This window comes from Sandaracinobacteroides sayramensis (assembly GCF_022014495.1).
Classification (GTDB): domain Bacteria; phylum Pseudomonadota; class Alphaproteobacteria; order Sphingomonadales; family Sphingomonadaceae; genus Sandaracinobacteroides; species Sandaracinobacteroides sayramense.
In genome coordinates this window covers 17,501-42,864 of sequence record NZ_JAKLSQ010000021.1, presented here as the reverse complement: position 1 = coordinate 42,864, position 25,364 = coordinate 17,501, and the positions used below count along the sequence as shown (strand labels likewise).

Below are 25,364 nucleotides of genomic sequence, written 5' to 3'. Positions count from 1 at the left end.
AACTCCCCAAATGATAGCGATGGTGCCGCATTCCTTCGCATTATCGCGTCCTCGCGATTACGGACGTTATGCGCAGCTGCGCATAACGTCCGGAAGGCGACAGCATATGAGTCGTAAATGTGCCGCTGTTCGTCCGTGAGCTGATGCTCGATCAGTTCATATTCGACGCCATCATAGGAGAGTGAGCGGGCGGTATAGAGGCCGAGAGATCGCAGGTCGCGGGCCAGGACCTCCATGGCCGCAACGCCACCGGATTCGATCGCCTCGACGAACTCGGCGCGGGTCTGGAACGGAAAATCCTCGCCGCCCCAGAGGCCGAGGCGCTGTGCATAGGCGAGATTGTGGACGGTGGTGGCGCCGGTTGCCGAAACATAGACCACGCGAGCATCGGGCAGCGCGTGCTGAAGGCGCAAACCCGCCCTGCCCTGCTGGCTGGCGGCGACATCACCGCGTTCACCTTTTCCGCCACCGGCATTCTGCATGGAATGGCTCTCGTCGAAGATGATGACCCCATCGAAATCGGACCCCAACCATTCGACGATCTGCTTGACGCGGGAAACCTTCTCGCCCCGGTCGTCGGAGCGTAGCGTGGCATAGGTGGTAAAAAGGATGCCTTCCGACAGCGTGATCGGCTTGCCCTGCGGGAAGCGTGACAGAGGCGTGACCAGCAGCCGTTCCATGCCGAGCGCCGACCAGTCGCGTTGCGCGTCCTCGATCAGCTTGTCGGATTTGGAGATCCAGATCGCCTTGCGCCGACCGCGAAGCCAGTTGTCGAGAATGATGGCGGCGGACTGGCGACCCTTGCCAGCGCCGGTTCCATCACCGAGCATGAAGCCCCGGCGAAAGCGGATCGATCCGGCAGCATCCTCGGGCGCGGCACTCACATTGTCGAAATGCTCGTCCACGGTCCAGGCGCCGGCGAGATGATCGGCATGGGCTTCACCTGCATAGATCACCGTTTCAAGCTGGGCGTCCGACAGACGCGCGCAGATGTCGGGCGGCAGCATGGGCCGGTAGGACGGCTTGGGCGGTGCGACCGAGGCCATGGCGGCGGATTGCACCAGCTTGGTCGGATGCGGCTGTGCACCAGCGATACGCAGCGATTGCAGCGCATATTCCTCATAGATCGCGTCGGACAGGCGAGCGCCTTCCGGTGGCGTCCAGTCCACGGTCTCATAGGCGAGTTCGACGCCATCAGGATCATTGGCCGAAGCAGCGACAGATCGCGTAACCGCCGAGCGTGCGAGATAGCCCCGCACGGTCTTCGGCGGGGTGGCCGAAGCGGAAACCACGATCTTCGGCAATGACACTGGCAGGCGCGGCGGAACCTGTTCCTCGATCCATCTGATCAGCGTGGCAACATCAGGCGCGATCCCCGGCGAAGCCGGCAAACTGGCGGGATCGTCGGCGGGCAGTTTGTCGATCACGGTCAGCCGCGTGTCGATCGTGGTGCCGTGCTTTCCATAGACCGCGCCATCGACGGCAGCGCTGAACACCACGCGGCCACGGGCCTGCAAGCGGATGAAGGCGTCCCGCCATGCCGGAGCTTCGGGGCCAAAGCCAGCGCCGGTGATCGTCACCAACCGCCCGCCGGGAGCAAGACGGGCCAGTGCCGCGGCAACATGGCGATAGGCCGCATCCGCGACACGCCCGCTGACATTGGCCATGACCGAGAATGGCGGGTTCATCAGCACCACGGACGGGACAGCATCCGGAGCCAGATGATCATCGATCTGGGCGGCGTCGAAGCGGGTGACGGCAAAAGCCGGAAAGATCTGGGCAAGCAGATCGGCGCGGGTCTCGGCCAGTTCGTTGAGGATCAGCGAGCCACCGATGGTCTGCGCCAGGATCGCCAGAAGGCCGGTGCCCGCCGATGGTTCCAGCACCCTGTCATCGGGCGTAATCGCGGCAGCCGTCAGAGCGGTAAGGCCGAGCGGGATCGGCGTCGAAAATTGCTGGAGGTTCTGGCTTTCCTCGGAACGCCGGGTCTGCGTGGGCAACAGCGCCGCGATCTTTGCCAGCACGGAAATGCGTGCCGCCGGAGACGCGGCTTTACGGAAAAGCGCCTTTCCGTATTTGCGTAAGAAAAGGACGGTAGCGACTTCGCACGCCTCATAGGCCAGCTTCCAGTCCCAGACGCCAGTAGCGTCGGACGCGCCGAAGGCCGTTTCCATAGCACGGCGCAAGGTGGCGGCATCGATGCGTTCACCGCGTTCGAGAGACGGAAGCAAAAGATTAGCCGCAGCCAGAATCGCGGGCGCAGCCGCCAGTGGCGTGACCGGATCGGCCACGGGAAACACCATGTTCATGTCGGAAACCTCAGGAGAGCAATAATTGAAAGAGCCCGAACAGCGCTCTCTCTCGACCGCCCGGACTTAACCCCTTCCGGCCCGCCTCTGACTCTCAAAGCGCAGCATAAAAAAAGCGCCCCGACCGGACGGTGGGGCGCTTGTCAGTGTCTTCTCGGGATCATCCGAAGCGGTGACCAGCTGCGGTGAAGGTGTATTCATTGGCGGCAATGGTTTCATCGACAGCCTCGTCCGAGGACAGATAATCATACTCGCGCTCAAGCTGGCGGTAGAGCCAGCGGGCCAGATCGCGCAGCGCCTCGATGATCGTCTCCTCGGCATCGCCGGTCATGTCCTGGTATGTCGGACTATCGCGCTCGACCGAGATCGCCATGCAATATTCGTGGTAATAATGGCCGCGATGGCTGGCATCGGCGCGAAGCTGATAGAAGTTGCGGCGCTGGACCGCCTGAAGGGCATCGGCAATACGATGCAATTCGGTGTCCTGCGGTACGTGCTCCCGGATAAGGCGCGGAGCATGTTTCCGGTAGGAATACCACGATTCAAAGCAGGCACCGTCACCTTGCGACCAGAAGCCCCGGAACCAGATGCAGGGTTCCTGCCGGGTGCCGCCGCCCATCAATCGGACGGTGCGGGTCTTGAGGTTCAACCCGAGGATATCCGCGATGCGCTGGAAATCCTCATAGACGGCATCGTACCAGTCATAGTCGAAGCCGCCCTCACGATACCAGGCACGGGCCTTGTCCTTTGCCACATCAGACAATTCGTTGAGGCGATAGACGGTGGTTTCGATGACCTCAGGCATAGTGGTCTCTCCCTTCCAGAACCGAGGAAAGCCAGCCATCGGTATAGATCCAGTCCACTGTCTCGCCGGTGGCGAGATCAAGGACATGCGCCCCACCACCAAATCCGTCGATGCGCGGTTTCGAGCAGCTATTTGCGTACTGGAAACCCCACAATCCGCTCAGGCCAAATTCGGCAGCGCAGCGTTTGACGAATTGGATGACATGCTCAGGGTCACCCGTGACATCATCGCGCATCCAGAGTTGCGTACCGCCATGCTCTGGCTGGATGGAGAGCAGGAAGCCATCCGAGGGCGGATCCTCAGCGGCATTGTCATCTGCCAGAGCGTTGTAGAGATCGAGCGCGCGGGCGGCGTTTGCGGGGGTGCCTACGTCGAGCAGGCAGGAAAAGTGCGTGTAATAGTCGGCCATGACGGTCTCCGGACATGACATGGCTCGGCGTATGGCCGAGCCGAATGGGATGAAATGGGTGAAGCTCAGGCGGCCTGTGGCAGGCGGAGTAGATCGGCCGAGGTTTCGCGCCAGAAGGGATCGACCAGCCGTGCCTCCAGCGCAGCGGCGCGGTAACGCAGCCGTCTCGCATCACCGGGATCTGATATCCGAAACGCCATGCCGCGCAGGCGGCTGGCCTCGGTCACGATCCTGCGCGCCTCGGCATCAGAGGCGACCGGCTGTTGCCAGAGGATAGTGCCGGCGCGGATTTCACCGGCGAGGACCAGACGCTGATCTTGGTCCTGAATGAGCATGATGCGCGGCTGAAAATACGGGAAGCTGTCCGGCCCCGTGCAAATATCACCGCGCGACAGGCGCAAGGCCGCAGCCTGAATGGCCTCTTCCGGTGACGGGCATTCCCCAAGCGGGATCACGCGGTCAAAGCTGTTCGCCGTGTCACTGGCGTCATAGCTGGCCACGCCGAGGCACGAGATGCGCAGCGGCAGCTTTTGCGACCGATAAAGCGCGGGCAGAACATCGGCAGCCAGAATCTGGCCGATGGAGCGGAAGGTTTCGGAACGGGCAAAGGTCATCGGGATTACTCCATGACGGGCGCCGGAAAGCCTCTCTCTCCGACCCTCAACCCGTCACGGCCGAACGGCCCGCACTCTTCCTCTCTGACCGGGTTTGTTCCCGGTTCCGCTGCCGGCGATGGGCGACCATCGTGAGGCACTGAGGGCCCGATCGCGGGCTGCCGCGCTCGGGCCGTCGGGGTGAGGCGCTTTCGCGCCTTACTCCCACGGGTCCAGCTCCAGCTTCACCATGTCGTCGTCGCCGTCGAACTCGGCGGCGGGGCAAGCGGCGTGGGTGCCGTCTCCGGCCTGGAACACAACGATCGAAACCATCAGCGTGGTGGCGAGGCTGGCGGCGAAGGCGGTGGCATCTGCATAGGACATGGGTTCCGGCTCCTGTCTTTGGAGGCGGGGGACCATCCCCCGCGCGACAGGCGCCCGAAGTGTCTGACCGGATCGGCAATCACCCGAGGGCGTTCGGACTTTTTCCGAATCCCCGAGGGCGGCACGCGAAGCGTCAAGCCGACCCCTTTGGGGTTGAATGTCAAAGAGACGGATCGGACCAAGGTTTGCGAATGGAAGCGGGGGTGGTTCTTCGCATTTGACAGGATGCCGGATACCCGTCGCAGATGCTCTGCCGCGCCAGCCTTGCCACCATGCTGGCATCAGTATCGTGTTCCCTTCAGGCCCGAGATGGCTGCCGCTTGCCCTGAAGAAGACAGCGGATTGCATGGTGAAGCCGGAATGGACCCGTCCGGTGCAGACCTCCCATCCTCACGGCCCGACACCCTGCGATCGGACCTTCAGCTCCAAAGCCCATCGGAAATTTCGCGGGCGATCATGGCGCGTGCTTTCATCATCAGATCGTCGCCAGATGTGTCGATATGACCATAGAAGCGCGCACGGCCGCCATGGGCAGTCCATTCGGCGTAGCGACAATATTCACGGGCATCGAGCCGGAACACCCGCATGTCTTCGGCCCAATGGGGCTTTGGCTCCACGACAACAGTGATGCCATCGCGGGTTTCGGTCCACGGTAAGGTACGATCCGACGGGGGGTGTTCGCGGTCTTCCAGAAAAATCTTATCGATGTCGATCATGGCCGGCATGGCGGCTCTCCAAAGAAAAAGCCCGATCACGAGGACCGGGCGAGTTGCGGAAACGGAGGGTGATAAACGGGGCGACCGAAGCCGCCCCGCATGAGCGCTATTCAGCAGCGACCATATGCTGTTCTTCCTCGTCGTCAGCCGGGTCGTCCTCGCCATCGTCGGAGAGGAAATCGGGCAGATCGTCGGCTTCCGCCGCAGCGCCCGATACCGGATCGACTTCGATACCTTCGTCCACCATGCGCAGCGGCTCCGGCAGCCAGCCGGATTCGGCCAGCAGGCGTTCGGCTTCCCTGGCCATGTCGCCCTTCTTGAGGTGCCCGATCAGATCGGCGGCCCGGTCTCCGGCCCCCTCTCGCACGGCTTCAAGGATACGCGGCTTGGTCACGCGGCCGAGATAATTGCCAACGGTCGGCCGCCAGCCCACGGCCACCATGTCGAGGCCGGTCGAACGGGCCAGCCGGTCAGCCTGCGACAGGCGGATGTCCAGCCCGTGCTGGCTGACGCCCGTGCCGCTGTAAGGGTTTGGCTTTTCATAGAGCGCGTTGACACCGTAGCTGACGCAATGGGCGAGCAGATCCATGCGCGAACCATCGTCCAGATCGGTCAGCCAATCCCAGAGGGCGGCATCGTCTGCCGGGACATGATCGCCCCAGCGTTCGTGGCGGTCAGCGATGGCCTTGGCCGACGCGCTATCGCGCAGATCCTCGGCCTGTGCCGGCAGATGGATCTCGCGGACCTGTGCTTCCAAGCATCCGCGACCGGAATGCGGCATGAAGCAATCCATGACCAGCCGGTGGAGCAGTGCCGTCATGGCGACATGCGGGTTCACTGCGACTGCATCCCGCAGCGCCAGCGTGCGATGCGCGGTCAGTTCGCTGACCAGACGATCGGGCAACGGCTTGATGGTGTCGGCCTCGTCTTCCTCCTCCGTTTCGACCGGCTGGCCGCCCAGAGTGATAACCGCGCGCATGCGGCTTACCTCCCGTTCAGCCCGCTGGATCACCTCTCCAGTTTCCGGGTCAACGATCTCGGCCTCTGGTTCCGCAGGAGTTTCGTCCTCGGCGCGAACATAGCCGCGTTCGATCAGCAAGGAGCCATCGGCGTCGATGCTGATGAAGACACCCGCCATGCCGATCTGATCCGGCTCGAAGGTCATCGGACGGCGCTCGAAGGTTTCCAGCGCCTGTTCGATCTCACCCAGGCGGGCGTCGATCTCGTCCGGCAGTTCGTCGGCCTCACCATATTCCGCTTCAAGCCGCTCATATTCGTCGCGCAGTGCCTCGCGGGTGGCACGCTCCTCTTCGCTCAGATCGACCGTGGTGCCGACAATCTGGCGAAGGCCATGATCATGACCGTAGGGAAAGGTGACGGCGACCTCGATCCACTTCCAGCCCTCGGCGGCGATGGCTTCGGCCTCGGCCTTCAGTTTTTCGCCCACCAGCCGGTCGAGCAGCACCGGATCTTGCAGCCAGCCACCATCGTCCTGCTGGAAGAGATCGCGCAGCACGCAGCCGCCAGCCTCCTCATAGGCGGCAATGCCGACAAACATCGCCCGCTTGTCGGCGGCGCGGACCGTGGTTTCGGTCAACAGGCGACGGATGTGGTAGGGTTCCTTCTGCCAGCCATCCTTGATCGCTTCCCAGACCTGCTCCTGACGGGCATCGTCAGAACTGACGCTGAAGGCCATGAGCTGCTCCAGCGTCATGCCGTCCTCGGCATAGATGTCGAGCAATGCCGGTGAGACGGAAACCAGACGCAGGCGCTGCTTTACTACCTTGGCATCCACGAAGAAGGCAGCGGCGATGGCTTCCTCGGTCATGCCCTTTTCGCGCATGGCCTGGAAGGCGCGGAACTGGTCGAGCGGATGCAGCGGTGCGCGCTCGATGTTCTCGGCGAGCGAAACCTCGTCGATCAGCACATCGGCGCTGGCCTCCGACACCACGCACGGAACCGGCGCGACCTTGGCAAGGCGCTTCTGCTTGACCAGCAGTTCGAGCGCGCGGAAACGGCGACCGCCCGCTGGCACCTCGAACATGCCGGTTTCCTTGCCATCGGCATCCACGATCGGGCGGACATGCAGAGACTGGATCAGGCCGCGCCGGGCGATGGACTCGGCCAGTTCCTCGACCGAGATCCCGGCCTTGACGCGCCGGACGTTGGACTGGCTGAGCACCAGCTTGTTGAAGGGAATGTCGCGCGAGGACGACAGGGTGATCTTCTGAACGGCAGTGGCCATGTCAGTTACTCCATGACGGACGCCGGTGAGCCTCTCTCTCCGGCTATCAGCCCGTCACGAAGCGAAGCGCCGCCCTCTTCCTCTGAAGAGAGCGACGCCAGCCGCAGAGCCTGAAACCCGGAAATCAGGCACTCCGGTTTTCTGTATCGGCGGATGTACGGGAAAAGCCCGCACCGACGCGGTAGAGCAGACGCTCGGCGGCGCGGATGCTGCCGGTCTCGCGGGCGGCCTCGGCCCAGACCGAGATCGGGAAATCCCCGGTGAACAGCAGATCGCGCTCGATGCCCATGCCGAAGGGCAGCCGGACTGACTGCATCTCGCTCAGACTCCACGAACCCAGTTCGGGATAGCCGAGATCGGCAAGACCGAACATGATGTCGCCATCCTCATCCAGTTCGGTGGCGAGCCAGACGCCTTCACCTAGGGGGTTGAAGAACTTCACGACCGGGATGTGATCCTGATCGCGCTGGCGACCATTCGCCAGCAGACGGTCGCGCTGTGTGCCGGTCAGGAGGATCATGCCGCAGCCCTCCGATCGGTTACGCTGGCATCCGACTCCCCGGCGTCCTCGGCCGGCAAATGCGACAGCAGCCAGTCTGCCGCCTTGCTGGCCTGCGAGGCCGCGCGGACAATGGCGCGGGAATCCTCGCGCATGACCTCCAGCCACGACCCGATATAGTCGGCATGGCGGACGGTCGGCACGATCCCGAGCGCGGCGCAGCTGAAGGCCGCGGTCTGTTCGGCAATCATTTCCTCGAAGGCGTATTTCTTCGAGCCGAACGAGCCGGTCAGATCGCGGTTGAGACGGCTGTGATGGCCGCTGGCATGACCCAGTTCGTGCAGGGCCGTCCGGTGCCAGTTGATCGGCTCAAAATAGGCTTGCGGAGGCGGCACCTGCACATAATCGAGCGACGGCATATAGAAGGCGCGATTACCACCGATACGGAAGTCAATGCCGGTCGCCCGGATCAGCGCCCCGACCCGAGGTTCGATCAGGCCCGGCGGCGGTGGCGGCGCGACTGCCGTGATGTCATCGGGCAGGCCATCGCATTGCGCGGCATTGAAGACCGTGAACCGCTTCAGGAACGGTATGGCATGCGCATCCTCACCCGTCTCGCGGGCACGGCGCTTTTCGTCCTCGGGGGTGAAGCGGTCGGCATATACAACGGTGGTGCCACGTTCGCCCTTCCTGACATTTCCACCAAGCGAAAGCGCCTGGCGGAAAGTCAGCCACGCCTGACCGGGGAAACCATGCTGGATGACAGCGCCCCAGAGGATCAGAATATTGATGCCGGAATAGGACCGACCGGTTGAAGCATTTCTCGGCAGGCCCAGCGGGGCAGTGTCGGGCGACGCACCCCAAGGCTGGATCCAGGGGAGCCGACCTTGTTCCAGCTCGGCGATGATCTTGTTGGTGATGTCGTCGTAAAGGTTGCTGCGCGCGCCGCCTTCTGCGGGGCTGCGATCGTGTCTGGCCATCGGGATGATCTCCGCGACGAGCGCCGGAAGCCTCTCTTCCAGACCTTAACCCGTCACGGAAAACCCGTCCGCACTCTCACTCTGAAGGGGGCGTTGCGGGGTCTCCCCGCTGATGGGGGTGCGTCGGCAACGCCAGTGCCGACCAGGGGGAAGGCTTTCCCCCAAATGCCTCTGTATACTGGACAAAAAGAGCTTTGCTGGTTTCTTATGCAGGCTGACCCGACTCGCGCCAGTCGGAAGACGAATATTGTATGCTGCAATGGTTATCTAAGTATTTCCGAGGAATTTTCGTGGCCCGTTATAACCCAGATGCTGATCTTTCTCCCCTTTACGAGACGATGGATCGTCTTCGCACTGATTGCCTGATCGGCGATGGTTCCCTGCTTTCACCTGGACGCTCACTCTGGACCGCTGAACACTTTGCAGAGTTGCAACGTACCTACGTGCTGAACCTCGATGAGGGCGAAGGCAAGTTCTTCGAAAAGCTGAAAGTCCAGCTGTCTGACGCAACCGCTGAAGCGCACTGCCTGATGGCCGAGCTGATCTGGCTACTTTATGCCTTCCAGCGCCGCGATGTCTCTCCCCCGACCAAGGATCGGAAAGTCCGCGAGGTTTGGTCCTGGTCAGGCCAGGATTTGCCGCAAGATGTGGCGGCCCTGACCGAACAGGTTCTTTACGGTGTGGGCCGGGCTGGACAGGGATATAACAACAATAAATGGCGCGAGCTCGTTCTGTTGATTACCGCCATGCAGGATCTCAAATCCAGGCCTGTTGATGAACGTCGACGCCTGCTTGGGGACGGCGGCGCATTTGCCAGTTGGTTCGAGATACAGGTGAATGGCGAAAATCGCCAGTTGCGCCATATCCTGCCCTTCCTGCTTTTTCCTGACAGCTTCGAGCGCATCAGCGCCGGCCAGCATAAACGGGATATTCTGGCTGGCTTCGGGGCAACAACCGCAGCCGATGCCGGCGCCATGAGCATAGCCAAGCTCGATGACGCACTTCTGACTTTGCGCAAGAGCCTTGAAGCCAAGCATGGTTCACACGTCGATTTCTATGAGGGTGACTTCAGGCCCGTCTGGCAGAAGCCGAAAGAAAAGAAGGCGCACTCGACAGATAAACTGGATGAAGAAGCCGTCGTCCCAGCTCCATCCGGTTTTGAACTGAATACGATCTTCTATGGCCCTCCGGGTACGGGCAAGACGTTCAACACCGCACAACGCGCCGTCGAGATATGTCTAGGCCAGGTGGCGTCCGATCCGGGTGCAGTGCGCGCGTCCTATGAGCAACTGGTCAAGGACGGGCGCATCGGCTTCGTCACCTTCCACCAAAGCTATACCTACGAAGATTTCGTCGAGGGGCTGCGACCCAAGCCAATGGCATCGGGGGCAGGCTTCACGCTCGAACCGGAAGCAGGCGTGCTGAAAGTAATGGCAGAGCGGGCTTCGAAGCAGGCCGGCAAGCATGTCCTCATCATTGACGAGATCAATCGCGCCAACATCTCGAAGGTTCTGGGCGAACTCATCACGCTTCTGGAGGCGGACAAGAGACGGGGAGCGCCTGCGGCGATCACCGTCACACTTCCTTATTCCAAGACCGCATTCTCCCTTCCGGCCAATCTGTACATCCTTGGCACGATGAACACGGCCGACAGATCCATCTCGCTGCTGGACACAGCACTGCGTCGGCGTTTCGTGTTTGAGGAACTGCCGCCTGATCCCTCAGAACTCGCAGGCATCGAACTCGACGATAGTGCGCTCGATCTTGCAGCCATTCTGGACAACCTCAATCTGCGCCTTGTCTATTTTCTGGGAGAGGATGCCCAGATCGGCCACGCCTGGTTTATGGGCGTCAAGACGAAGGCCGACCTCGATCGCGTCATGGCGTTCAAGGTCATCCCGCTGCTGCGCGAGTATTTCCATGACGACATTGAACGGGTTCGCATTGTTCTGGGTGGCGGCGACGGCTTCCTGAATCGGACCCCTATTAAGGTTCCAAAGGGGGCTGAGGGATTCGCTGAGGATCGGTATCGCTATTCCGATGTTTTTCGGGAAGAAGGCGGATATCCTGAAGCAGCTTACATGGCTCTTCTGGGACGGGAATAATGCCCAAGCAGAAAAGCCATTACTCTCTGCCGGAGTGGTCCTCTCTGCCCATTGGACCCGACGGAATCAGCGAAGGACAAGCCGAGCAACTGCATCTTGCCGCAATCACGGCTGCCCGCAGGCTTGGCGTGGCGGAGAACGGCGTACTGGCGCGAGGCTTTTGGAAGCTGGAAACCAAGCAGGTTTGCGGCATCATTTCCGTTCCAGGGATAAGTTTGGAAATCCTGCCCAAGCTCACCGACGAGGACGGTGCATTGCGAGCAACCCTTGTGCGCATGATTGCGGTCGCCTTCGACATTCCGCTTTCAGAAGGGCAGATCGCGCAGATGGGCGCACAGGAGAGCGACCTTCTCGAAGCCTTTATCAATCTGTTTGTCACACGCCTTGCGGAACAAGCGAAATCCGGTCTGACGCGCGACTATGTGCCTGAGGAGGATGTTTTGCCTAAACTGCGGGGGGCGCTCGAGGTGAGGCAGCAGATCGTTCGCCGCTCGGTTGATCCTTCCCGCCTGCATTGCCGGTTTGACGAGCTTTCCGAGAACACGCCGCTCAATCGGCTGTTCAAGACCAGCCTGTTACGCATCATCTCCTTTGTGCGCTCCGAGCCTCTGCGTCGCCGGATCGCTAACCTGACAGGGCGCTTTACCAACATCCCCGCCAGCCCCGCCCCCTTGAGGGAGCGGGTCGTCTGGAACCGGATGAATGAGCGCTTTCGTCAGGCGCATATGCTTGCGCGCATGTTGCTGGAAGCAGAGTGGCAAAACACGAGTTCCGGACACGGCACGGGTATTTCGTTGCTCTTTCCGATGAACCTGCTGTTTGAACGGTATGTTGCCCGCTGGCTGCAACGGGTTCTTCCGCCGGGATCGGTGTCAGTTCAGCGCCGACAGCACACCCTGTTGCAGCATGGCGCCTACCCTCTGATCCCGGACATCGTGATTGACACCCCTGATGGCCCGTTGGTGATTGATACGAAATGGAAGGATCTCGGAGAACATTCAGGCTCTACGCCAAATGTGAGCCAAGCCGACCTATACCAACTCGCGTCCTATGGGGCGGCCTACAATGCAAGCCGCGTCATACTTTTCTATCCTTCGATCAAACAGAAATTGGCCCCAACAACATGGCGCTACACCGCGACCAACCTTAGAGTAGATATCTGGCAAGTCGATTTGGCGCTCGCGAAACAAACCTGCAATTGGAAGGACATCGCGCAAGACATAGTTAATCATGCAGAACACCATTTTCCATTACGAAAAACATGAAAGGCGGCGTTTTTTGACGAACATTCGATGCCTCGAATTCGGATAAGACGATCCGTTTTAAGTTCAGACTTCCTTATTAATACAAATCGAGGTGGTGATTTTCAGTCAAATTAACAAACAATACCCGCTGGAATAACATCTGAATGGTTTGTATATTTTTTAACAAAAAATGGAAAATATTGAGAATGGCAATAAGTTCGGCATGTTGACGCCACGATTGGATTAACATTCCGACGATAGCCCGAGCCCGGCAAGTTCGCATTTATTCGCCACTACAAATCACACCTATCCACGCAAACAACTGTCCTTGCTTACAAATTTAGTTGCCGGCGCCCTGCCGATCAGATAGCGTGCAAAGGGCACAGAAATTGTGTGCGCACAGTTAGCGCACCCACAACAAACCCAAGGGCAAGGCTGTGGAAAACGACAGGTCGGATCTTCGCTGGGGCGTCGAGCAGCGGCTCGAGTTCATCGAGTTTCGCCTGTTTTGGGATGGGCATGTGAACCGAAGCGATGTCATGGAGCAGTTCGGACTGTCGGTGAACCAAGCTTCATCCGACCTGAATCGCTACATCAGCTTCGCCCCCAACAACATGACCTACGACAAGAGCGCACGCACCTATGTGCGCGGCACGGGGTTCAAATCTATGTTCGGGAAGCTGGACGCTGGCCGTTACCTGGCTCAGCTGCGCTCCCTCGAGGAAGGGCTCCTCGACCGCGATGATTGCTGGACCACGGACCTGCCGGCCTTTGCCTCGACGCCAACTCCTGCGCGCGGCGTTCATCCTGAAACCTTGCGCGCGGTCGTTCGCGCTATTCGCCGTGCAGAGGCGATAGAGGTCAACTACCAATCCCTGTCTCATCCCGAGCCACGCTGGCGCTGGATTGCGCCCCATGCCATCGCATTCGATGGGTTTCGTTGGCATGCGCGAGCCTTCTGCATGACGGACGATTGTTTCAAGGACTTCCTGCTGTCTCGGATGCTGGAGGTGCGCGGGACCGCCGAGGCTGCAACCTCTGCTGCCGAGGACGACGATTGGCATTCAGAGGTCACGCTGGAGGTAGGCCCCCACCCGGACCTGTCCGAGACACAGGCCAAGGTGATTGCGCTCGACTACGGCATGCAGGACGGGAAAGCCAAAATCAAGGTTCGCCGCGCGCTGCTTTATTACACGCTCAAGCGCCTCGGGCTGGACACAGATCCATCCGCCAGGACGCCGCAGGATCAGCAGATTGTGCTGCTGAACCGGGAAACATCATTTCCGGCTCAGCCGGCAGAACGAATTGGAGAGGCGTAAATGCTTGGTTTGAAGCTGAGGGATGAGTTCAAAGGGCGGCGCCTCAAAGGGACGGCAATTGAGCTGTCCAACGATGCAAATACAGGGGCGACACAAGTGCCGGCCCGCGACTTTCTTGAGATCACGTACCCTACGCTCGATCTATTGAAAGGCATCGAAGCCGTCGGCCCCCAGCAAGGTCGACCGGTTGTTGTCATAGGTGAACGCGGCCTCGGGAAGTCACACCTTATGGCCGCTCTCTATCACACTGTTAGTGATCCCGCCTCAACCGGAGATTGGTTGAAGAGCTGGTCCACTACCCTGTCTGACCCGGCGATCGGTCAAATCCCGCTGCGGAATGGCATGCTCGTCATCGGGGAAAGTCTCCATCGTCAGCGCTATAAGTTCCTCTGGGACATTCTGTTCGAACGGCATCCACACGGCACGTACATCAAGGGGAAGTGGGAAGGTATGGGTGCCAGCAAGACTGACATTCCGTCCGACCAGCTCATCCTCGAGATGCTCCGGCATTCGCCGACGATGCTGCTGCTCGACGAGTTTCAGACCTGGTTCGACGGCCTCACGAACACTAAACAGTATCCGTGGAAAAACTGGGCGTTCAACTTCATCCAGATCCTCTCTGAGATTGCAAAGGAGTACCCCGAACTCCTCGTGCTCGTGGTTTCGGTTCGAAACGGGACAAGCGACGCATACCAGCAGATCCACAGGGTGAATCCCGTTCAGGTGGATTTCCGTGCTGGCGGTAGCCCGGACAAGATCCAGCATGATCGCCGTCGCATGCTCCTCCATCGGCTGTTTGAAAACCGGTTGCAGATCGGCTCCTCGGCAATTGAGGGCGCCCTCGACGTTCACATCAACGAATATTTTCGGCAGCTCGGTACGCCATCTTCCGAACAGGACAGGAAGCGGCGAGACTTTGTCGAATGCTGGCCCTTCGCGCCGCACCTCCTGCAACTCTTGGAGGATCAGGTGCTTGTCGCGACAGATGCCCAAGAGACGCGCGACCTCATCCGCATCTTGGCGAACCTGCATAAGAGCAGCGGCGAAAACGCGCCAGTTTTGACAGCTGCCGATTTTCGGCTCGACGACGATGCATCCGGGATCGGAGCACTTCTGGACTCGGTTGCCAATCAGCAACACCGCGCCCTACGCGACAAAGCCCTTCGCAACCTCACCTCTGTGACCGAAGCCGTGCCGGACCACGCCTCGAAGGTCCCACATCTTCAGGAAATCATCGGCTCACTGTGGCTGCGGTCAATAGCGGTCGGAAACATGGCCGGCGCAGAGCCTTCTGTTCTGCAAATCGACCTGACGCGGGCAAAACCAGTCGATGACAATGCTTTCCAGGTTGAGCTCGCAACGGTCATCGAGAACAGCTTCAATATCCACCAAGATGGAGCGCGGCTCGTCTTCAAGGAAGAGGAAAACCCTCAGGCCAAAGTCATGGCCTCCGCGAGAAATGACAAGCTTTTCACGGATGGATCGGACCTCATTCAACTCGCTAAGGAAACCCGCTACGTCATCGGTGGCAGCGAGGAGGTCGCCAAGACATTCCGTGTCATCGCGTTGCCCCGCAATTGGCTGAACGACCCTTGGACGGGCTTGGACGAGAGTGAACAGCCCGAGCGTTGGGACGACAGGCTACCGATTTTGGTGCTCCCCGAGGAGCCGGATCGCATTGATGAGCGCCTTGGACGGTGGCTCAAAGATCACCTCCAGAAACGTCGGAACACGGTTCGGTTCCTGATCCCTCGGAGCGGGACTTCGAACGCTTTCTATGATCGTGACCTTCTTGTCCTCGCTAGGGCGGAAATGAAGGCGCAGGAATGGGGCGCGCAGAATGCGGAGTATCGTAAACTGCAGTCGAAATACCAAGGTGAGCTGCGGGACATTCTCAAGAAGCGGTTTGATCGTTTTGCCGTGCTGCACAGTTGGAACTTTGGCGACCCGTCGAAATGCGAGTTCCATATCGAGACACTTCGCGAGCAAGGAGCGAAGGTTCCGGAAGCGATTGAAACCGCGATGACGAACGACTTGTTCGTCCCTGAGGATTTTGAACACCTAGTGCTTGAGGCCGCAATCAATAACAGTTCGGTCGGCAAGCTACTTAAGGAACTGCAAGAGCCTCGCCCGGCAGGCCAGGATTGTATCCCATGGTTGGGCGAGACGGCCATGAAAGAGCGGATCTTGCGTCTCTGTGCCAAAGGCAAGATCGCGATCAACCTTCGAGGAATGGAGTATCTTCAGGCCCAGTCAGGCGAGGACGAAGAGACCGCGTGGCGACGCCTACGGCCGAAGCTTTCGTACACAGGACGCCAGCTTGACGAGGTGTTCATCTTGCCGCCGTCTGCTGTTCCCGCGACCGGGGGGTCAAATCCACAGCCAGCTCCGGGAACGCCCCCCCCTAGCGGGCTCTTCGGCGGGGGCACAGAGCCGACGCCTGCGCCTCCCGGAGGAATGTCTGAGAACCCGGGATCAGTACCAGGCGCGCCGGACCCGATGCCGCAACCTGGTGGCGGCATCTTCGGTGGTGGTGCCAGCTCTGGCGCGCCTCGCATGCCCTTTGCCGCACCCGCGACCTCGCCGCTCAACCTTATCGGGAAACTCGAAGGTTGGGGAATTGGTCCAGCAACGCCTGTGAAAGCCGTCACCATAAAGGTGGACGCTGCGACTGGCGCGCAGCTGAAGGAACTCCTCAAGAAACTGCCTGATGGCATGACGTTCGAGTTGTCGCTCGACAAGGAGGACAACTGATGGCGTTGGACTTGGAAGCGATTGCGGGCCTGACGACAGCTCCTGATGATGAGGCTTGGGCCACGATCATCGAGCGTGTCATGTCGATCTGCGGAGCAGCAATAGATGCCGAAAAGGCGCCTGGAGAAGTGACCCGACGGGATCGGGCCATCGGCGAGATCGACCACTTTCTGTCGTCGGCGGCATGGGGGTTGTGGCAAACCTTTGGGAACGCCGCCCCGCGGAATTCTGAGAAGATCGTTGAATGGTGGTCCGCGCCTTACAGCGCCAAGGCCGTCTTGATTCTCGATGGGCTTAGTCTGCGAGAAATGCCTTGGCTTCTCGAGGGCGCAAAGGAACGCGGGTTTGTTGTCCACACCGCCGCCGCCTACGGTGCGGAAATACCGTCGGAGACGAATGCCTTTGCCAAAGCGTTAGGATTCGGAAGCCGGAGCCAGCTTCAGAACAACGGCGGTGGGCTCGTCCACAAGCTGGCGCCCGCCAGTACCGAGACGATTGACCTGCCCTGGAAGGACTGCGCCGGTCTGATCGACGCCTCGCCGAACTGGGTGTTCTGGCACCAATGGCCCGACAGCAAATTACACGACGGTGCCGGTGCCGGTCAGGGTCTGGATCTCCTCACGCGCGATATCGCAACGCAATTGACCAGCGACGATTTCTGGGATTTCGTCGAGCGCCTCGCGACTGGTCGTCGTTTGGTCATCACCTCTGATCATGGGTATGCCGCCACGGGGCTTTTCTATGATGCGTTGGACGAACAGGCCTCCTTCCTGAAAGGCGCGCTGAAGAGCGGTCGGCTGCTATCCGGCGACCACGATCCCGGTCCCTTTGTCCCGCCTGTAGCCCTATCGGTGGATAGCCAGCACGGCAAGCACCTGCTCGCAGTCGGACGTTGGAAATGGAAAAGCCAGGGCGGCTACCCCACCCTCGCGCATGGCGGCTTGTCCCTGCTCGAGATGCTCTGCCCGTTTGTTGAATTGACGAAGTAAGGAATTTACGCCCATGGCGACCAAGAAAGAACAGATTGCCCAAGAGGTCGCGCGTGCGGTTGGTGCCGGCAAAGCCGTCGCCATGGAAACCGTCGATTTCAGCGATCCGAACCGCCCCAAGACCTGCCTCGAGGTGGATTTCCCGATCCTGCCCGTGAACCAGGTTGCCGTGATTGAAGGTAACGCAGGCAAGCCGATCTATCAGATGTCGAAATGGTGGGCCCGGCGGAGGTCCAGCGTGTTCCGTTCCATGCTCATCGCGGCGGCGACCAAGGCGCCCGAGGATCCGTCCCATGCGGCGAAGCTGGTCTGGGACAACTACTACGCCAACCACCAGAAGAAAGGCGCCTTCAAGCACCTGAAGGTGGCCGACATCTTCATGGGCGGCGGTACGACGCTGGTCGAAGGATCGCGCCTCGGCATGCAGATGTCGGGCAACGACCTGAACCCGGTGGCCTGGTTCGTCGTGAAACAAGAGCTGGCTGACGTCGATCTCGATGAGGTGAAGCGCCTCCTGGCCGATATCGAGGCCGAGGTGAAACCGCAAATTATGCCGTTCTACTACTGCGATGGCCCGAACGGCGAGAAAGGCACCTGGACGCACCAACCTTCGGGCAAGGTGATGGGCGCGGATTTCGATCCGCTGGCCCTGAAGCCCGAGGAGCGGAAGGACTACGCCTACGACGGCCCCGAGATCATCTACACCTTCTGGGCGAAACACGGGCCCTGCCAGGTAACAGGCTGCGGCCATCGCACGCCGATCATGACGAACAATGTGATGTCGGTGAAGTCACTGACCGTGAAACATTGGCCGCACAAATGCCCGTCATGCAGTGAGCGCTTCGACATCGAGGATGCCGAGGCGCGCATGGCGCCCGATGTGCCACTCTATGTGGCACCCGACGAAAAGCCCTATTCCATCCTCGACCCGAAAGGTCGGGTGATCTGCCCCCATTGCGGCCACGCCGAATTGGTGAAGCTGGGCAAAAGTAAGAACAAGAAGGTTGAGCTTTCGCTTCTGGTTCATCCCGATTGGCTTGAAGGCAGCGCAAAAAAAGACGCCGAAGGTCGAGATTACGGTGGCTCCGCGACAGATAGTGTTGAGGCAACCAGCCGTTGGAATATTGATCGCGCTAGAAAGCTTAGACTGCTTGAAGTGCGCGGAGACCTTCCAGAGACCGTCACATGCCCGGACTCGGGAAAGACATTCTTTGCAGGAAAAAAAGGCGGAACCGTTCCGAAGAAATCCACCTTTACCTGCCAAGCTGACGGTAGGGAGAATGACGTTCTCGACGCCATCAAACTGACCGGAAAAACAGGGCCAATGGCCGGCTATGCAATTCAATGCTTCTCTGAAGGCTACAAGGGAACCGGTGCGCCATATGGCGGCCGTTTCTTCAAGCCATACGACGAGCAAATCGCCAAGCAATACAACTTCGCCATTGATGAATGGGCCAAGAGAAGCGAACAAGATTTGTGTGACTATTGGCCGAGGTCACCGTTGCCCTACGGCTTCATGACGCATCACCTGCAAGGCGGCGTACCGAATCATGGTTTCACTCATTGGTGGACGATGTTCAATCCGCGCCAGCTGTTGGTTCACTCTCAGATACTAAAAGCGATTGTCGAAACACCTGGGTATGACTGGTCGGTCCGCGAATATGTGCTTGGTGCATTCCAACAGTATCTCAGAAACCAATGTCTGTTTAGCTTCTGGAACCCTCAGCGCGACACGCCCGAGCCCATGTTTTCCAATAACAACTTCCATCCGAAATCTACGGTCATCGAGAACTGCGTGTTCTCAAAGCTGGGCCGTGGAAATTGGGCGTCGTCTTCAGATGGTATCGTCGAGGGCCGGGAATGGGCTCAGCGACCCTGGGAAGCCGTAAGTGCGGAAACCTTGGCTCTGACAGAACCTGCTATCGCTTCGAATATCTCTGGCAAAAGCGAAAAGGTTTACCCGTCTGATCCCGTACGCCCCACTGATATCACTCAAGGCTCATCCACTGAACTGGTTCACCATCGAGATCAGTCTTTGGACTTGGTGATTACTGATCCACCGTTTGGCGGATTGCTACATTATTCCGAACTTGCGGACTTCTTCTACGTTTGGCTCCGCCTCCCGCTGAAGGCGAAGTACCCAGAGTACTTCGGCCCGGAATACACACCAAAATCAATGGAGGCCGTGTCCAACAAGGCGCGTGAACCCGAAGACCCGGATGGGTTCTACCAGCGCCTCCTTACCGGTTGCTGGCGCGAGGCCCATCGCGTCCTGAAACCCGGCGGCGTTTTGGCATTCACGTTCCACCACAGCGAAGACGCTCCGTGGGTGTCGGTGTTGGAATCGCTCTTCGACGCTGGTTTCTATCTCGAGGCGACCTATCCGATCCGCTCTGACGAAACGAAGGGCGAAGGAGAATTTGGTTCCAAGACCATCGAATACGACATCGTGCACGTGTGCCGGAAACGCATTCATGAACCGAAGGCCGTCAGCTGGGCCCGTATGCGCCGCGAGGTTCTGGCAGACGTTCGTCAGCTCCAGGGCCTTCTGGAAAATCACGCCCAGCGGGGTCTTCCGGAAGCCGACATCCAGGTCATCCGTCGAGGCAAGGCGCTCGAATACTTCTCGCAGCACTATGGGAAGGTCTATGTCGACGAAGGCCGGCCGATTTCGGTCAAGGATGCCCTCGTCGGCATCAACCAGCTGATCGACGAAGATGCCAACAAGGCCACCGAGCCGCCGCCGGTGACCGCAGAGCCCATCACCCGGCAGTTCCTGCGCATCTTCGACGGCAAGACCGAGCTCGCTCGGGACCAGATGCAGAAGATGCTGCGCGGTTCGGGTATCGCCCCGGATGAATTCGTGAACCGCGGCTGGGCTCGCGAAGAGAAAAAGGTGTTCTACCTCAACGACCCGCTGGTGATCGCGCAAGATTGGCAAGGACGGCACCGGCGCAAGCTGTCGGCCGACCTGGACCAGACCTTCGTTCTGATGGGGGCCTGTTATGACGGCAGCGGCATCAACGCGGCCGACACGCTGAAGAACGAGAACTTCAAGCCGCACGCGGCGCTGAAGAGCCTTCTCGAATGGATGAGCAAACGGGGTCAGACGCAGCAGATGCGCAACGCCGCCTCGCGGGCGCTGAGCATCTACAACAACTGGGCTGCCAGCAACAAAGAGCAGGTCCAGCAGCTGTCGTTCTTCTTGGAGGATTGAGCATGAAACAGGTGCTCGACAGCGTTTGGCAACGTCGGGGCGTCAGCTGGATTTGGGACGACGACGCCTTCGCGAAGGTTGCGCGGGCGAGCGAGGTCTACAGCCTGCGCCAACTGATGCTTGCCACCAAATCGTGGCCGGACGAACTGCCGAGCAACGGCGGTGACACGTTGGTCGTGGCGGGCCTCGATGCCTGCCTCGATCTTCTGTCGCCGGTGGACGCCGATGCCTGGCTTGGCGGTGCCCTGAAATCGGCGATCCTCTCCTTCCAGGATTTCTACGATGGTCAGGCATCGCTGGTGTTCTGGCTGCCCAACGGCCAGAGGCGAATGCCCATCGACCTTGCGACCGATGCCGTGCGGTGGCGATGCTCTGCGCCATTTTCCAGCGAGACGATCGATTTCGGACGGGTCTTGTGGGGAGAGGCCTGGGAGTATCCGCAAGAAATCATTCTTGCGCAGGGCGGCAAATCGGTCGGCCTGTTCCATTTGAGGATCACCTGATCGTGCAAATGGAACAGACCGCCTTTGGCCCTGGTGAGCGGATCACCCATTTCGATTTCGGCGCTGGTGTTGTGCTTGAAGCACCGCGCGACGGCTACCTCCGCGCATTCTTCAGCATCGGAGAGCGCCGCGTTCCGATCGCCAGCATCCAGAAGGAGCTGTCGCGCACCGAGCGCATACTGCGATCAGTAGAGGGCACCGCCGAGCGGGCGCGATCCGTCTGGCTATCCTACGAGGCTCACGCACTGCCCGTGATGGAGAGCGCGTCCGCGCTCACGTCCGCGCGGATCGACCTTCTGCCCCACCAGGTCGTTCTGACACATCGCATCGCAACAGCCTCGCCTCGTCGATTTCTTATCGCCGACGAAGTCGGTCTCGGAAAGACAATCGAAACCGCGCTCGTGCTCCGTGAACTGGCAAGCCGCGGTGAGCTTGATCGTGCCCTGATGGTTGTGCCTGCGGGCCTCGTAAACAACTGGCACCGGGAGTTGAACGAAGTCTTCAACCTGGACTTCGAGGTCTTTGGGTCGGAAGGCGATATCACCGACCGCAAGACTAACGCTTTCGCGAAACATGACCGGCTCATTGCCAGCATCGACACGTTGAAGCGGCCAGCGCGTATCAAACGCCTGTTGGAAGCTCCACATTGGGATCTTGTTGTCTTTGACGAGGCGCACCACCTGACCGCCTATCGAACGGGTGGGAAAGTTCGGAAGACGGAAAACTACAAACTCGGCGAGGCTTTGAAAGGTCACACGCGAGACCTCCTTCTCCTCTCCGCGACGCCACATCAAGGAAACCACTTCCAGTTCTGGATGCTCGTCCAACTGCTAAATCCCACGCTCTTCGGCAGCCCTGAGGAGATGTTGGAAAATCGACATCGCTTGAATACCGTGATGTTCCGACGGACCAAGGCGGATGCTTGCCGCCCAGATGGAGACCCGCTTTTCGCACGCCGGTGGGTACATACAGAATCCTTCCTGATGGGTGAGGAGGAGCGACGCTTTTATGAGCGGCTGCGCGAATACCTCGAAGAAGGTTTCGACCTAGCCAAACGAAAAGGAAACCAAGGGCGAGCTTTGGGCTTCCTCATGGCGATCTTCCAAAAGATCGCAGCGTCCAGCTTCGCTGCCGTGAGGCGAACGCTCAAGCGACGTATGCTCATGCTCACCCTGCAAGAGGCGCTTCTGCGGGACAAGGAGCTTGATATTGAAGGTCGCGAGCGACTGTTCGATGAAGCGCGGGAGCTGATTCATGCCGAATGGGGGCTTGAAAGGGATCCGATCGGGAAAAGTGAAGTCGACCGGATAATGGCCGACCTAAAATATAGGCTCGCAAAAAAGTTGGACGAGGAAGCGCTGGAGATGGCGTCCGATCCTTATGGCTCGGAATTTGCGTCTTCTCATATGGAGGATGTCGCCTCGGCAGCGATCGACCTGCATCTACCGGAAGAGCGGTTGCGAATTGCAGACTTGCTGTCGGTTTTTCCGGTGCAGCGTGAAACTAAGGTGCAGAAGCTACTCGACGGCCTTGGTACCTTGTGGCGTCAAAATCCCAACGAAAAGATTGTGATCTTTGCCACATATTTGGGAACAGTGGACCTCTTGGCCCGTGAAATCGAGGCGACATATCCCGGTCAAGGCGTCGTAGTTCTCCGTGGCGGTGATCACGGCGCCAAAGCCGCTGCTGAACGCCGCTTCAAGTTGAAGGATGGGCCGCGTGTAATGGTCTGCACCGCAGCAGGCCGCGAGGGCATCAATCTGCAGTTCGCACGCATCCTTTTCAATTTTGACCTGCCCTGGAATCCAATGGATATGGAACAGCGGATCGGTCGAATTCATCGATATGGTCAAGCGCACACCGCGCAAGTCTACAACTTGGTCCTTTCTGATACGATCGAAGGGCGCATTTTTCTTCTGCTTGACGACAAGCTTACAGAAATCGCGAGAACGCTCGGGAAAGTCGACGAGCAAGGCAACGTCGCAGAAGATCTGCGTTCTCAGATACTTGGGCAGCTGTCAGAGCGATTGAACTACGATCGGCTTTACCAAGAGGCTCTGGGTGACCCAGAGCTGAAACGGACCGCAGTTGAACTTGAGGCGGCCTTGGCAAACGCACGCGAGGCACGGGAGGTAGTATTTGATCTCTTCCAAGATCTCGAAGGCTTCAGTCTGGATGATTACAAACCGTTCTCCGATGTTTCCACGGGTTTGGAGCGGTTGGTTGATTTCTTGTCGGTGGCTATGGCGGACCGGAATCTAAGGCTCTCGAAGGTTGATGCAGAGACTATCGATTTACTTACGGTCGATGGTGCCCGCCGCATTCGATTTACTCTAAACCGCGATGTCGCAACTTCCTCCGAAACGTACGATCTGCTGGGGCTTGATCATCCGGCGGTCCAGGAGGAACTGGGCAGGTGGCGTTCGCTCAATCCGAATTTTCTCGGAGTAGCCCTTGAGGGGAATGGAATTGAACCAGCCATCCTCTCGTTGTGGCTTGTGGAAGCGACCAACGGTCAAGGTGAAAAACGGACAACCATACAATCCATCGCGGTCAGCCCTGAGGGGACAAGGCTTCCTGCAATTGAGCGCCAGGTTGATCAGGTGCTCAGGTTGTCGCCCTCTCGACCTTTCCTGGGCGAGGATGAGCGGATCAGCATCTTCAGCAAGACCGTCGAGCCCTCCCTTCAACGGGAACTCAAGCATAAGGGCACCGCAGCTGGAGATGGAAGCTACTCTGCAGAACTCATTGGCTATGTTGAGATTACTTAGGGAACGTCTGATCAACGCGTTCGGCTGCGCCGAGCTGGCAGTCTGAATGCGAGTTTCCGGCTAACGGGGGCATCTGGTGCCCGGTTTTGCCGCCCGATGGCCGCCAACTCGGCGGATTGGTTGATTTTGGGCAGACTCGTCCTCATGCCATCAGCTTTCGCCGGACTAGGAACAGGTTGCCGAGCGCGAACAGCGTGAAGAGTTGGGCGCGGTTCTTGGCCAGCCCGCGGTAGCGGGTCTTCACGTGGCCGAACTGGCGCTTGATGACGCGGAACGGATGCTCAACCTTCGCCCGCACCATGGCGATGATGCGGTTAGCCTGTTCGTCGAGAGGGTGCAACGGGCTACCCTTGGTGGTCTTGCGCATGACGCCCCAGGCCTTGCCTGGCCCCGCGAACGCGGCCTCGCGCTCGGCGCTGACATAGCCCTTGTCGGCCCAGACCGAGCTTTCCTCGCCGTGAAGAAGTTCATCCCAGACCTGGCTGTCGTGGAGCTTGGCGGTTGATGTATGGAGGCTGTGGGTGACGCCGCTGTCCGCATCCACGCCGATGTGCGCTTTCATGCCGAAATACCACTCGTTGCCCTTCTTGGTGGATGACATCTCTGGGTCGCGCGCCCTTGCCTTGTTCTTCGTCGAGGACGGCGCGTCGATGATTGTTGCGTCGACTAGTGTGCCCGAGCGCAGCGTGATCCCCTTGTCGGCCAGATGTGCGTTCACATCAGCGAAGATCGCCTCCGTCAGCCCATGCCGTTCCAGCAGGTGGCGGAAGTTCAGGATGGTAGTCTCGTCCGGGATGCGGTCGTCACCCAGTTCGATCCCCGCAAAACGGCGCATCGCCTCGCTGTCATACAGCGTCTCCTCGGCCATCGGGTCGCTCAGCGCATACCAATTCTGCAGGAAGTAGACCCGCAGCATCGTTTCCAGCGGCATCGGCGGACGCCCACCCTTCGGCCCGACCTTGGGGTAGTGCGGCGCGATCAACGCTAAAAGGCGACCCCAGGGCACAACCACATCCATCTCTGTCAGAAACAGTTCCCGCCGCGTCTGTTTCTTCTTCATCGCATCGCGAAGACCGGGAAAGGTGGGCTGGTTTGGCATCGGATGGGCTCCTCGTCGCGTTGCCGAAGTCTACCAGATCACGCCGAAATTGGCAGGTTTTTCAGACTTTCCTTAGCTTATGGTTACCATTTTCGGATAGTGTTTAGTCTTAACATTGTGCGTCACGTCTCTATGCTTCTCAGGCTTGCGTTAAAAACGCAACGGTTTAGGTATTCATTATGCAAGTGGCAGATGGAGAAGATTCGAAATCATCTGTGTGCTTATGGGATCTGTTCAGCCACTTTCGCTTCCAAATACGCCGTCCCTTTTCTACGCCACGGTATCCTATTCACCGCACAGCTATGCCCGAGGCCTTCCCCTACGATGACATTCCGCGTTTCCATTGCCCCATCCCCTTTCGGGGCACGGGATTTTGGAGACGATGGCGGTCAAGCGGAACAGGATCAATATCGAGGTTACAGC

Annotated in this window: 19 protein-coding genes (1 of these 19 cut by a window edge); 9 read left to right on the top strand and 10 right to left on the bottom strand. The window is 59.4% G+C overall.

Annotated features, from left to right (window positions below; genetic code table 11):
- The 9 genes from L6Q21_RS14655 to L6Q21_RS14615 all read right to left on the bottom strand — a co-directional run.
- On the bottom strand, positions 1–2,309 hold a 2,309-nt coding region (locus tag L6Q21_RS14655; RefSeq protein ID WP_237831500.1), incomplete at its 3' end, for a strawberry notch-like NTP hydrolase domain-containing protein.
- Between the two features lie 160 nt (positions 2,310–2,469).
- Positions 2,470–3,114 (bottom strand): antitoxin of toxin-antitoxin stability system, encoded by a 645-nt coding sequence (locus tag L6Q21_RS14650; protein WP_237831499.1) that lies wholly within the window; start codon positions 3,112–3,114, stop codon positions 2,470–2,472.
- Positions 3,107–3,523, bottom strand: a complete 417-nt coding sequence (locus tag L6Q21_RS14645) for a hypothetical protein (RefSeq protein WP_237831498.1) — start codon at positions 3,521–3,523, stop codon at positions 3,107–3,109. The genes L6Q21_RS14650 and L6Q21_RS14645 overlap by 8 nt, the downstream gene beginning before the upstream one ends.
- 65 nt (positions 3,524–3,588) lie before the next feature.
- Complete coding sequence (locus L6Q21_RS14640; protein ID WP_237831497.1) at positions 3,589–4,137, bottom strand: hypothetical protein; 549 nt, start codon at positions 4,135–4,137, stop codon at positions 3,589–3,591.
- A 198-nt stretch (positions 4,138–4,335) separates the two neighbouring features.
- Complete coding sequence (locus L6Q21_RS14635; protein ID WP_010335706.1) at positions 4,336–4,500, bottom strand: hypothetical protein; 165 nt, start codon at positions 4,498–4,500, stop codon at positions 4,336–4,338.
- A gap of 419 nt (positions 4,501–4,919) precedes the next feature.
- A complete protein-coding gene (locus L6Q21_RS14630) occupies positions 4,920–5,216 on the bottom strand; it encodes a hypothetical protein (protein WP_237831496.1) in 297 nt (98 codons plus the stop codon).
- Between the two features lie 106 nt (positions 5,217–5,322).
- A complete protein-coding gene (locus tag L6Q21_RS14625; RefSeq protein ID WP_237831495.1) occupies positions 5,323–7,461 on the bottom strand; it encodes a Spo0J and enkurin domain-containing protein in 2,139 nt (712 codons plus the stop codon).
- Positions 7,462–7,585: 124 nt separating this feature from the next.
- Entirely contained in the window at positions 7,586–7,981 is a 396-nt protein-coding gene (locus L6Q21_RS14620; RefSeq protein ID WP_204157993.1) for a DUF2958 domain-containing protein, read from the bottom strand.
- The gene (locus tag L6Q21_RS14615; protein ID WP_204157994.1) at positions 7,978–8,940 is read right to left on the bottom strand and encodes an ArdC family protein; all 963 of its coding nucleotides are present in this window, start codon (positions 8,938–8,940) and stop codon (positions 7,978–7,980) included. Before L6Q21_RS14615 ends, L6Q21_RS14620 begins: the two co-directional genes overlap by 4 nt.
- Before the next feature lie 290 nt (positions 8,941–9,230).
- Between L6Q21_RS14615 and L6Q21_RS14610 the strand changes: the two genes are divergently transcribed.
- The 8 genes from L6Q21_RS14610 (at position 9,231) to L6Q21_RS14575 (ending at position 23,842) form a co-directional block, all read left to right on the top strand.
- Positions 9,231–11,045, top strand: a complete 1,815-nt coding sequence (locus L6Q21_RS14610; protein ID WP_204157995.1) for an AAA family ATPase — start codon at positions 9,231–9,233, stop codon at positions 11,043–11,045.
- A complete protein-coding gene (locus tag L6Q21_RS14605; protein WP_237831494.1) occupies positions 11,045–12,310 on the top strand; it encodes an McrC family protein in 1,266 nt (421 codons plus the stop codon). Before L6Q21_RS14610 ends, L6Q21_RS14605 begins: the two co-directional genes overlap by 1 nt.
- Positions 12,311–12,726: 416 nt before the next feature.
- Positions 12,727–13,608: a BrxR family transcriptional regulator gene (locus L6Q21_RS14600; RefSeq protein ID WP_204157997.1), complete on the top strand. Its 882-nt coding sequence runs from the start codon at positions 12,727–12,729 to the stop codon at positions 13,606–13,608.
- Positions 13,609–16,362, top strand: a complete 2,754-nt coding sequence (locus L6Q21_RS14595; RefSeq protein ID WP_204157998.1) for a DUF499 domain-containing protein — start codon at positions 13,609–13,611, stop codon at positions 16,360–16,362. It abuts the gene before it with no gap.
- Positions 16,362–17,351, top strand: coding sequence for a hypothetical protein (locus L6Q21_RS14590; RefSeq protein WP_204157999.1), 990 nt, complete (start codon positions 16,362–16,364; stop codon positions 17,349–17,351). Before L6Q21_RS14595 ends, L6Q21_RS14590 begins: the two co-directional genes overlap by 1 nt.
- Before the next feature lie 13 nt (positions 17,352–17,364).
- Complete coding sequence (locus L6Q21_RS14585) at positions 17,365–20,568, top strand: DUF1156 domain-containing protein (protein ID WP_204158000.1); 3,204 nt, start codon at positions 17,365–17,367, stop codon at positions 20,566–20,568.
- A 2-nt stretch (positions 20,569–20,570) separates the two neighbouring features.
- Complete coding sequence (locus tag L6Q21_RS14580) at positions 20,571–21,071, top strand: hypothetical protein (RefSeq protein ID WP_204158001.1); 501 nt, start codon at positions 20,571–20,573, stop codon at positions 21,069–21,071.
- An 8-nt stretch (positions 21,072–21,079) separates the two neighbouring features.
- Entirely contained in the window at positions 21,080–23,842 is a 2,763-nt protein-coding gene (locus L6Q21_RS14575; protein ID WP_204158002.1) for a DEAD/DEAH box helicase, read from the top strand.
- A 142-nt stretch (positions 23,843–23,984) separates the two neighbouring features.
- On the opposite strand, the gene L6Q21_RS14570 is transcribed toward L6Q21_RS14575, so the two are convergent.
- Positions 23,985–24,941, bottom strand: coding sequence for an IS5 family transposase (locus tag L6Q21_RS14570; protein ID WP_237831493.1), 957 nt, complete (start codon positions 24,939–24,941; stop codon positions 23,985–23,987).
- 382 nt (positions 24,942–25,323) lie between these two features.
- On the opposite strand from L6Q21_RS14570, the gene L6Q21_RS14565 reads away from it, so the two are divergent.
- Positions 25,324–25,364, top strand: the start of a protein-coding gene (locus tag L6Q21_RS14565) for a hypothetical protein (RefSeq protein ID WP_204158003.1). 154 nt of this gene lie beyond the right edge of the window; the window shows 41 of its 195 coding nt (coding positions 1–41); the start codon lies at positions 25,324–25,326; its stop codon lies off the right edge, out of view.

Coding starts and splice junctions, on each gene's coding strand:
- L6Q21_RS14650 (WP_237831499.1), bottom strand. CDS start 3,114: ATGCCTGAGGTCATCGAAACCACCGTCTATCGCCTCAACGAATTGTCT.
- L6Q21_RS14645 (WP_237831498.1), bottom strand. CDS start 3,523: ATGGCCGACTATTACACGCACTTTTCCTGCCTGCTCGACGTAGGCACC.
- L6Q21_RS14640 (WP_237831497.1), bottom strand. CDS start 4,137: ATGACCTTTGCCCGTTCCGAAACCTTCCGCTCCATCGGCCAGATTCTG.
- L6Q21_RS14635 (WP_010335706.1), bottom strand. CDS start 4,500: ATGTCCTATGCAGATGCCACCGCCTTCGCCGCCAGCCTCGCCACCACG.
- L6Q21_RS14630 (WP_237831496.1), bottom strand. CDS start 5,216: ATGATCGACATCGATAAGATTTTTCTGGAAGACCGCGAACACCCCCCG.
- L6Q21_RS14625 (WP_237831495.1), bottom strand. CDS start 7,461: ATGGCCACTGCCGTTCAGAAGATCACCCTGTCGTCCTCGCGCGACATT.
- L6Q21_RS14620 (WP_204157993.1), bottom strand. CDS start 7,981: ATGATCCTCCTGACCGGCACACAGCGCGACCGTCTGCTGGCGAATGGT.
- L6Q21_RS14615 (WP_204157994.1), bottom strand. CDS start 8,940: ATGGCCAGACACGATCGCAGCCCCGCAGAAGGCGGCGCGCGCAGCAAC.
- L6Q21_RS14605 (WP_237831494.1), top strand. CDS start 11,045: ATGCCCAAGCAGAAAAGCCATTACTCTCTGCCGGAGTGGTCCTCTCTG.
- L6Q21_RS14595 (WP_204157998.1), top strand. CDS start 13,609: ATGCTTGGTTTGAAGCTGAGGGATGAGTTCAAAGGGCGGCGCCTCAAA.
- L6Q21_RS14590 (WP_204157999.1), top strand. CDS start 16,362: ATGGCGTTGGACTTGGAAGCGATTGCGGGCCTGACGACAGCTCCTGAT.
- L6Q21_RS14585 (WP_204158000.1), top strand. CDS start 17,365: ATGGCGACCAAGAAAGAACAGATTGCCCAAGAGGTCGCGCGTGCGGTT.
- L6Q21_RS14580 (WP_204158001.1), top strand. CDS start 20,571: ATGAAACAGGTGCTCGACAGCGTTTGGCAACGTCGGGGCGTCAGCTGG.
- L6Q21_RS14575 (WP_204158002.1), top strand. CDS start 21,080: ATGGAACAGACCGCCTTTGGCCCTGGTGAGCGGATCACCCATTTCGAT.
- L6Q21_RS14570 (WP_237831493.1), bottom strand. CDS start 24,941: ATGCCAAACCAGCCCACCTTTCCCGGTCTTCGCGATGCGATGAAGAAG.